Raw genomic sequence first — 8,595 nt, 5'->3', positions numbered from 1 at the left:
GAAAGCCTACGAAACCTTCCGCACCGAAATATTTGCCGATGGCGGTAACGGCGGCGCTGCCGCCGAAATAGAACAGATAGATGACGAGGAGATCGGGAATGCCGCGAATGATCGTGGTGTAGCCGTCGGCAACGGTGCGCAGCGTGCGCCCGCCGGAAATCTTCGCCCAGGCAGCGAACACGCCGATGGCCGCGCCGAGCAGAAAGCCCAGAACCGCCAAGGCCACGCTCACCAGTGCGCCCATCATCAGCACATAGCCCCAGCCGTCAGGGCCGAAACTCAGAATATCGAGAAAGCCCATCTGCTTCATGATGCGTCAGGCCTTGTTGGAATTGGGGGAATGAATGTCATTTCTATTTTCAGAATCTTTCTGCTCGCTGCATCATTTTGCGGTTTCGGGCAGAGCGGGTTGAACGCTGTCTGGAATCGGATTGACGAAAACGGCTCCGCCGAGCCGTTTCTCGTGATCCTGCTTTGCTTTCTCGATCTGTGCCGGATCGCGGAACAGTTCGATGGCCGTGCTACCCATGATCTTTGCAGCATGCGCCATGCCCTTGTGCGCTGCCGGCAGCTTGCCCTGAGCCACCATCTGCCACGAATGAAGCGGCGTGCCGATTGCGCAGGTCGCACCGCGCATCTGCACGGTGGGCACTACCCAGCTCACACTGCCCACATCGGTGGAGCCGACGAGGGTGTTGTCGCCCTTATAAGGCGTATAGATATCTTCGCAAAGCGAAAGGCCGTCCTTGGGCTCGACACCGAAGCGGCGGAAGGCATCGGAAATGTCTTCCCTGGAAAGCGTCTTCTGGAAGCGGCTTGCCGTTTCGCGGTCCTGATCGTCAAAGTCCGGAGGGCCCAGACGCTCAAGCTGCATCTGCATCAACTGTTCCAGCGGTGTGTTCCCGATCAAATCGGCATCGCCGCTAACGATCTCGCTGCGCACCGTGGTTTCGGTCATCAGCGCGGCGCCCTCGGCGATCTTCTTGACGCGTTCGAGAAGCGTCTGCATTTCCGGCAGGCTGCGGGCGCGAACGAGATAACGGACCGTTGCCCTGGCCTGCACGACATTGGGCGCAAAACCGCCTGTATCGGTTACAGCGTAATGAATGCGCGCCGTGGACGGCATATGCTCGCGCATATAGTTCACGCCGACATTCATCAGTTCGACCGCATCAAGCGCACTGCGTCCGAGATGCGGTGCTGCCGAAGCGTGGGCCGCACGGCCGCTGAAGTGAAAATTGATTTCATTGCAGGCGAGCGAGACCGGATCGTTTACGCCCGCAAATGGCGCAGGATGCCAGCAGAAGGCGATATCGACATCGTCGAATAGTCCCTCGCGAACCATGAATCCCTTTGCCGAACCGCCCTCTTCCGCCGGGCAAACATAATAACGCACGCGTCCCTTGATGCCCTGTGCAGCTAGATAATCCTTCACGGCAGCAGCAGCGAGTAGCGATCCAGCACCCAGCAGATTGTGGCCGCAACCATGTCCGTGACCGCCTGCCTCGACAGGCTTCTCTTCTGCCAGTCCCGCTACCTGGCTCAACCCCGGCAGGGCATCGAACTCACCAAGAATGGCAATGACCGGCCCTTCCTCGCCAGCTTCGCCCATTACCGCCGTCGGCAATCCAGCAATGCCGCGTTCGACGCGAAACCCTTCGGCTTCCAGCATCGCCGCGTGGGCATCGCTCGATCTGTATTCTTCATAGTTGGTTTCCGGATTATCCCAAACCGTATCGCTCAGTTCGAAATATGCGGCACTCTTGGCGTCGACAATATCCCAGATATCGTGATGGTTTTTCAACTTGGCTCCATCGCTCATTTCCCCGCCATGTCAGAAACTGGCGGGCTTCGGCAGGTTTCGGCATCGCGATTGCCGATCCTTCCGTGTGCTCTAATTTTTGATGATGCTGATAGAACTCAGGCCCCGCTCCCGCAAGGGCAGATCGGAGAGTTGACGCAAAATTGCAAATTTTCGGGCGATTTTCAGCCCTCTATTCGCCGTTCAGGTCCCGTCAATCCGATTGAAGTTGGCTTCTGGCCTCCCACACGCCTCAATATTCCTTGCACCTGTACTGAGCAGTACCCGAGACGAATGGCGAGGAGTAGCCGCGATAGTGGTCAAAATTATCGTCAGTTTTTGCAATATGGCACGTTTCACGTGGCAAATTGGAAAAACGTCGCTTTTACGGGGCTGTTGCTTTGAATATCTGCCCTTGAGTATCCATGGATGAAACGGTAGTTCGTTCCGCGAACTGAACTTCCGGGGCAACGTTCATGGTACAGACAAAGAAGCTCGCAGATTTCACTATACGTCCGCTCGGAAGAAGCGAAGTGACGGACATCTGGCAAATCGACCGCAGCGAAATCATTGAGGAAATGTATCGCCTGCAAGGCGACCAGCTCGTATTGGAACCGCAGTTCTACGATGTGCGCGGCTGGCCGGAAGGCGAAGCGGAAATCTACACGCCCATCCTGCTCGACTGCTACGACCACGGCGGGGTTTTTCTCGGTGCTGAAGCGGATGGTGCCCTGGTTGCCGTCGCGGTTACGGATGTGCGTCCTGTCGGCCTCTATCCAGAACTACATCAGCTTGGTTTCATGCATGTCGATAACGCCGTCCGGGGATTGGGCCTTGCAGGCGAACTCTATCGGCGCAGCATGGCCGTTGCTAAGGAAGCCGGAGCGAAAGGCTTTTATATTTCAGCGACACCCACGCGGCGGACAGTCGATTTCTATATGAAACAGGGCGCGAAAGTTACAGTCAGTCCGGATCCGCTGCTCTTCGAGCGCGAACCCGAAGATATTCATCTGATTCATCGATTTACGAGCCAATCTTCTTGACCCGGGACTGAAACCTCTATCATCGTCAGCCATGCGTATCCTGCTCGTCGAAGATAATCTCACCCTCGCAAACTGGCTGGCCAAAAGCCTGCAACAGTCAAACTATAGCGTCGATACCGTGCACGACGCTGCTGATGCAGAACAGGCGCTCGCCTTCACAGAGTACGATCTGGTGATTCTTGATCTCGGCCTCCCCGACAAAACCGGGCTCGATGTGCTGGAACACGTCCGCGGCAAGGGTAATGAAGTACCCGTCATCATCCTGACGGCCAATGCCAGTCTCGACGGGCGTATCCGTGGATTGGATGCCGGCGCCGACGACTATCTGGCAAAGCCCTTCGAGCTAAGCGAACTCGAAGCGCGTATCCGCGCGCATCTTCGCCGCGCCAGCCAGCGAACAGCGCCCGTTGTGACCTGCGGGCTTTTACGTTTCGACACCAATACCCGGCTATTCTCGCTTGGAGACGATCCGCTTTCACTTGCCCCGAAGGAACATGCAGTTCTGGAACAGCTGTTGCGGCGCATCGGAACCACGGTCAGCAAGACGGCGCTTGTGCAGGGCATCTACAATTTCGACAGCGAAACCGACGAAAACGCCATCGAAATCTACATTCATCGTCTCCGCAAGAAGCTGGAGGGCAGCCGAGCCGAGATCGTGACCTTGCGCGGCCTGGGCTATCTGCTGCGCGAAGCGAGTTGAGATGAAACGGCTGTTCACCCGCCTCTCCCAAAGCCTGCGCGCCCAACTCGTTTCGTGGATCGTAATCCCGCTGATTATCGTGGCAGGGATCAATCTCTGGACAGCATGGCGCGCGTCGGAAAACATGGCCGGGATCGTATCAGACCGAATGCTGACAGCGTCCGCACGGGCAATCGGCGAAGCGACTGCCGCGTCGCACAATGCCATCGATGCGGTCATTCCGCCGGTCGCACTGGAAATGTTTTCAACGGGATATGGCGACCGGGTCTATTATCGTGTGGAGACGTCCGATGGACGACTGCTGGCAGGATTTCCCGACTTGCCCATGCCCGCCGAAATCACGAATTACGATCCGCTTCATTATGAAGGCACCTACCGCGACCGTCCCTTGCGTCTGGTTGTGTTGCGCCATCCTGTTGCCGCACCTTCCACCCTGCCACAAGCTGTAGATGTGGTCGTGGGTGTCACCCTTGCGGGATACACCGCCATGCAACGGGAACTCTGGCTGAACTCCGTGCTGGAACAATCGTTGCTCATCATCGTTGCCGGTGCTCTCTCGCTATTGGGCTTGCGCTTTGTGTTGCGCCCGCTGATCCGGCTTCGCAATGAAGTCCGTAATCGCACATCGAAACTGGAACCGTTCGATCCACAGACCGTCCAGACCGAACTTCGACCGCTCGTCACGGCGCTGAACCAGTATATGGAACGCGTACGCAAGCAGATGTCGGCGCAGCACCGTTTCATTCAGAATGCGGCCCATCAGTTGCGCACGCCGCTTGCGACGCTTTCGACACAGGCCAGCTTCGCAGAACGGGCAACCGAAGAAAATGACCGCAAGGATGTCCTTGCTGGCATCAAGAATACGTCCATGCAGCTGTCGCGGCTGGCCGGACAATTGCTGACGCTTTCCCGCGCCGAACCGGGCAGCAGGCGTCCACGCGCTGATCGGGTTGATCTGGCGGAGGCGGGACAACAAATTCTGGAAAGCCTCGCAGGCAAGGCGTTCGACCGCAAGATCGATCTCGGGTTCGAGCTTAAAGCGAAAAAGCCGATCATTTCCGGCGATGGAACCATGCTGCGCGAGATGATCGTCAATCTGGTGGACAATGCCCTCACCTATACGCCGGAAGGCGGCACGGTCACGCTTGTGATCGATCAAGATGGACACAAAATCAAATTACGGGTCGAGGATAACGGCCCCGGTATTCCGGTCAGCGAATATGAACACGTTTTCGAACGCTTCTATCGTGTTCCAGGCACTCTGGCAGATGGAAGCGGGCTGGGTCTCGCCATCGTGCGTGAAGTGGCCGATGCCGCAGGCGGTGATGTGTCGCTTTCCGAAACGGAAGGCGGCGGGCTCACGGTGACTGTCACCCTGCCCGCCGCCTGACCTGCTCAACTGTCTGGCTATCAGCTTCCCTGTTCGGAAAGCGCCTGTGGACGCCATTTCACCAGATGGTTTTCGATCAGCGTGATAATATATTCCACGACGAGCGCCAGCACCGCCAGAATGACCATGGCAGCAAAGACGCCATTGGCATTGAATGTGCCCTGTGCCGTTGAGATCATCAGGCCCACGCCCTTCTTCGCGCCCAGAAACTCACCGACGACGGCGCCGACGAGCGCAAAACCGAAGCTGACGTGAAGGCTTGCCAAAATCCAGCTCATGGCTGACGGCACGATGACGGTGCGTGTGATCTGCGAACGGGAAGCACCCAATATCTGCGCATTTGCAATCAGCGCACGATCAGCTTCGCGTACACCCTGAAACGCATTGGCGAACACGACGAAGAACACCATGACGACGGCCAGCGCCACCTTGGACGCCATGCCGAGCCCAAGCGCGATGATGAAGATCGAACCCAGCACGACGCGCGGGATGGAATTGGCGATCTTGATGTAGATCGAGAACACATCGGCGAGGAACTTGTTGCGGCCCAGCAGGATGCCGCAAATGACGCCGCCAACCGCACCAATCAGGAAGCCAAGCGCTGTTTCCTCAAGGGTTACGATGATCTGCTCCGAAAGCGGCCCCTGTGACGTGCCTTCCGTGATCCATATCCATATCTGGTTGGCAATACCGGAAGGGCTCGCGAAGAAGAATGGATCGATCAGGCCCGTCCGTGCACCGAGTTCCCAACCACCCAGAACGGCGACCAGAATGGCGAGGCGCACAAGGATAACCACGGCACGGCGGCGGCGCATTGCAGCGCGAAATTTTGCTTCGGTGCGTGCAAGTTCGTCCTTACTTGCACTGGACTGCAAGTTTGCTGACGCGGAGAGAGTTTGTGTTGTCATTTCATTTTTCTCCGATTAGTTGCCACTTGCCAGCGCGCGCTTCTGACCGATCTGCACTTCCTCGCGCAGATCGTCCCAGATGACCTTGGCAATATCGACAAATTGGCTGTCGTAGCGGATGTCTTCCATGACGCGCGGGCGTGGAATATCGATGTCGTAGACGCTCTTGACCGTGGCCGGACCGGCGGTCAGCACATAAACCTTGTCGGCCAAAGCAATCGCTTCCTCGAGATCGTGCGTAACGAAGATGACCGATGCGCCAGACTGTTGCCAGAGATCGAGCAATTCACCTTGCATCAAGGTGCGTGTCTGCACGTCAAGCGCGCTAAACGGTTCATCCATGAGCAGGATTTTCGGCTCGTTGATGAATGTCTGCGCCAGCGTCACGCGCTTGCGCATGCCGCCGGAGAGCTGATGTGGATAGTGGTTTTCAAAGCGGGCGAGTCCGACGCGGGCGATCCAGCTGCGCGCTTTCGCATAGGCTTCTTCCTTGCCCATGCCGCGATAGCGCGGACCCGCGCTCACATTGTCGATGACGCTGAGCCACGGAAACAGAGCATCCGCCTGAAACACAAAACCGATATCGGGGCTGATACCTTCGATGGGCTTACCCATCAGACGAACTTCACCGGCACTTGGCTTGGCGAGACCTGTCACGAGATTAAGCGTCGTCGACTTGCCGCAGCCGGTCGGGCCGACGACACAGGCAAATTCGCCCTGCGCAACATTCATGGTGAAGTCGCGCAATGCGGTCATCATCTTGCCGTCGGGGGTGACAAAACGGCGGGTTACATTGTTGAGCGCGATTGCAGGCACACTGTTGCCATCTGTTTCACGCGCAATGGTACTGGGGGCTTCCATGAGCATGGGTTCCTCGCGGGTATGCGGCACCGCTCGCACGCGACAGTTTCGTTATCGAGCATCCCGCACCAAAACGGTTTTTCCGTTTGCTGAAATGCTCTGTCGCGTGCCTGCAATGCGGCTGAATATGTTGAAACAGTGAGACTGACGTTCTACGTGAACGTCAGTCTCAGGCTGGTCACTTCGCGGCGTCAAGCGCTGCGTTGGCCTTGTCCACGAACTCGGTCGTGAAGGTCTTCGAAAGATCGACCTGTTTTTCCTGAAGCGGCTTCTTGAAGGTTGCAAGAACCTTGAGAACAGTTTCAGGACCATCTTTCGGCATGCGGCCATCCGGCGTGTATTGCGCCTTGCCCTCGGCAAGCCCCTTCACGTAGAGGTCCTTGTCGCCGACATAATAATCCTTGGGCATCTGGTCTGCGATTTCTTCGGCGCTGTGCGAAGCGATGTAGCGCATGGTCTTGACCAATGCGTTGGCAAGTTTCTGCGCATCTTCCTTATGTGTCTCAAGCCATGCGCTCTGCACGTAGAACGAAGCAGCCGGATAAGGTCCGCCAAGGGCTTCGATGGTTTTATCTGGCGTGCGCATGTCGACCAGCACCTTCGCATCGCCGCTTTTCAGCATATTGGCGACAGTCGGCTCCGTGGTCATGCCCGCCTGCACGGCATCCTGCTTGAAGGCTGCAATGAAAGTGTTGCCTGCGCCAACCGGCAACAACGTATAGTCGCCCTGCTTCAAGCCGTTGCGCATGGCAAGGTACTGGGTCAGGAAGTCTGTAGAAGAACCGAGACCCGTGACACCCAGCGTGTGGCCCTTGAAATCGGCGGGCGACTTGATCTGATCGGCATATTTGCTGGAAACGAGTTCCACTTCACCCGGCGCCTGGCTGAACTGTACGATCGACTGGATGAACTTGCCCTTCGATTGAAGATCGATGGTGTGATCGTAAAAGCCGACCACGGCCTGGGCTGCACCAGCCAAAAGCTCGTTTTCCGCATCGACGCCTGCACGGCTGTTGATCAGTTCGACATCAAGGCCTTCATCCTTGAAGTAACCGAGCTTTTCCGTCAGCACGGCTGGAAGGTAAATCTGCTTTTCCATGCCACCAACGATTACCGTCAGTTTTTCGGCATGGGCCGCGTTTGCGCCAATTACCATCGCGCCGCCAATAATGGCTGCGCCAAACAGATGGCGATATGAATCTATAGAGATTTTCATCTATGCTCCTCCGAGTGCTCCTGCTGGCCCGGCAAAACCAAGCCCCTCCTGATGCCGATTCCTCTATCGGTCTTGAATGGATATCGCAGGCAAGCTTTCAACCAGCTTTCAACACACTTGCAGCGGGATTTAGGGGCCAACGAAGTGGAAGACAGACTTTATCGCTGTTTGTATCCCATGAAACGGGGCTTTCGAAAACACTGTCCAACGTGGCTTGCGTCACTGTCATAAAACGATCAGTTGCATTCCCCTTAAATTAGGGGTTCAATCAGTTGAAGGGGAGGCCCCCAATGCCATTTCGCGGTAACAAATATCAAGGAACATACGCACCTGAAGACCTTCGGGTGCTTCAGGTTGCCTATAACCGTTGCTGTGCGGTTCTGGATCGCTGCCCCACAACACACGAAGATAAAGAGATACTCGCACGAGCAATCATCCGAACATATGAATCCGGTGCACATGACCCGGACAAGATTGCAGAAATCGTGGCCAAGCTCGAACTCGCGCGAGTCTAGTCAGTCGGCGTTGTGCAAGCGCTCGAATTAAGGACTGCGATGTAATTCTTTTGCACCCTGCCCTCACAGAGTATTTTACATAAAGTAAACAATTCTTCGATATAAAGTTTTGCAATCAGCTATATTTTAGTATAGTGGATCACGCGGATTTATGGGCTGAC

8 protein-coding genes are annotated in these 8,595 nt (G+C 56.3%); 3 read left to right on the top strand and 5 right to left on the bottom strand.

Features of this window, described 5'->3' with window-relative positions:
* A partial coding sequence (locus ABWW28_RS24340) for an ABC transporter permease subunit (RefSeq protein ID WP_353392590.1) occupies positions 1 to 310 on the bottom strand: 310 nt, incomplete at its 3' end.
* 72 nt (positions 311 to 382) lie between these two features.
* A complete protein-coding gene (locus ABWW28_RS24335; protein ID WP_353392589.1) occupies positions 383 to 1,822 on the bottom strand; it encodes a M20 family metallopeptidase in 1,440 nt (479 codons plus the stop codon).
* Positions 1,823 to 2,277: 455 nt separating this feature from the next.
* On the opposite strand from ABWW28_RS24335, the gene ABWW28_RS24330 reads away from it, so the two are divergent.
* From ABWW28_RS24330 to ABWW28_RS24320, 3 genes are read left to right on the top strand one after another with little or no spacing between them, the layout of a single operon-like run.
* Positions 2,278 to 2,844 (top strand): GNAT family N-acetyltransferase, encoded by a 567-nt coding sequence (locus ABWW28_RS24330; protein WP_176587832.1) that lies wholly within the window; start codon positions 2,278 to 2,280, stop codon positions 2,842 to 2,844.
* 31 nt (positions 2,845 to 2,875) lie between these two features.
* Positions 2,876 to 3,544, top strand: a complete 669-nt coding sequence (locus tag ABWW28_RS24325; RefSeq protein WP_075041446.1) for a response regulator — start codon at positions 2,876 to 2,878, stop codon at positions 3,542 to 3,544.
* A 1-nt stretch (position 3,545) separates the two neighbouring features.
* A complete protein-coding gene (locus ABWW28_RS24320) occupies positions 3,546 to 4,934 on the top strand; it encodes a sensor histidine kinase (protein WP_176587833.1) in 1,389 nt (462 codons plus the stop codon).
* A gap of 20 nt (positions 4,935 to 4,954) precedes the next feature.
* Here the strand turns inward: ABWW28_RS24320 and ABWW28_RS24315 are convergent, their stop codons facing one another.
* The 3 genes from ABWW28_RS24315 to ABWW28_RS24305 all read right to left on the bottom strand — a co-directional run bounded on the left by ABWW28_RS24315 (position 4,955) and on the right by ABWW28_RS24305 (position 7,919).
* Positions 4,955 to 5,842 carry an ABC transporter permease gene (locus ABWW28_RS24315; protein ID WP_176587834.1) on the bottom strand — a complete coding sequence of 296 codons (888 nt, stop codon included), beginning with the start codon at positions 5,840 to 5,842 and terminating at the stop codon, positions 4,955 to 4,957.
* Between the two features lie 15 nt (positions 5,843 to 5,857).
* A complete protein-coding gene (locus tag ABWW28_RS24310) occupies positions 5,858 to 6,709 on the bottom strand; it encodes an ABC transporter ATP-binding protein (RefSeq protein WP_176587835.1) in 852 nt (283 codons plus the stop codon).
* Between the two features lie 172 nt (positions 6,710 to 6,881).
* Positions 6,882 to 7,919 (bottom strand): ABC transporter substrate-binding protein, encoded by a 1,038-nt coding sequence (locus ABWW28_RS24305; RefSeq protein WP_006468777.1) that lies wholly within the window; start codon positions 7,917 to 7,919, stop codon positions 6,882 to 6,884.
* Positions 7,920 to 8,595: the final 676 nt, after the last annotated feature.

Source organism: Brucella sp. NBRC 14130, assembly GCF_040371715.1.
Taxonomy (GTDB): Bacteria; Pseudomonadota; Alphaproteobacteria; order Rhizobiales; family Rhizobiaceae; genus Brucella; species Brucella intermedia.
The sequence above is the reverse complement of the archived record's forward strand: the minus strand, read 5'-3'. Positions and strand labels throughout refer to the sequence as shown.

Bases quoted from the DNA above. Each gene is read 5' to 3' on its own strand.
- ABWW28_RS24335 (WP_353392589.1), bottom strand. From the start codon at position 1,822: ATGAGCGATGGAGCCAAGTTGAAAAACCATCACGATATCTGGGATATT.
- ABWW28_RS24330 (WP_176587832.1), top strand. From the start codon at position 2,278: ATGGTACAGACAAAGAAGCTCGCAGATTTCACTATACGTCCGCTCGGA.
- ABWW28_RS24325 (WP_075041446.1), top strand. From the start codon at position 2,876: ATGCGTATCCTGCTCGTCGAAGATAATCTCACCCTCGCAAACTGGCTG.
- ABWW28_RS24320 (WP_176587833.1), top strand. From the start codon at position 3,546: ATGAAACGGCTGTTCACCCGCCTCTCCCAAAGCCTGCGCGCCCAACTC.
- ABWW28_RS24315 (WP_176587834.1), bottom strand. From the start codon at position 5,842: ATGACAACACAAACTCTCTCCGCGTCAGCAAACTTGCAGTCCAGTGCA.
- ABWW28_RS24310 (WP_176587835.1), bottom strand. From the start codon at position 6,709: ATGCTCATGGAAGCCCCCAGTACCATTGCGCGTGAAACAGATGGCAAC.
- ABWW28_RS24305 (WP_006468777.1), bottom strand. From the start codon at position 7,919: ATGAAAATCTCTATAGATTCATATCGCCATCTGTTTGGCGCAGCCATT.